Source organism: Kitasatospora sp. NPDC059577 (genome assembly GCF_042735475.1).
Classification (GTDB): Bacteria; Actinomycetota; Actinomycetes; order Streptomycetales; family Streptomycetaceae; genus Kitasatospora.
Window position 1 is genome coordinate 1 of record NZ_JBHWBZ010000141.1, and the last position, 321, is coordinate 321.

Genomic DNA, 321 nt, shown 5'->3' on the forward strand with positions numbered 1-321 from the left:
CCCCGCGGTTTTTTTCTCCGCGGGAGCCCACTACCTGCACCGGGTGGGGTACTATGTTAAATACCACGTACCGCCACCTGCCCGGGCGGGGGCCGCGTTCCGTGAGGATCGCGGCCCCGGCCTTTTGCGTTCGCCGACTCGGGCACAGGCACAGGCACCGGCGCCGGCACCGGCCGGCCGCGGCCCTCGGCCCGGAGATCCGGAGACGCCCAAGGCCCGGAAAAGAGAAGAGGGGGGGGGGGGGCCCCGCCCCCCCCCCCCCCCCCACCGCGGGGCGCGCGCCCCGCGGGGGGAGGCCCCCGCCCCCCCCCCCCCCGCGGG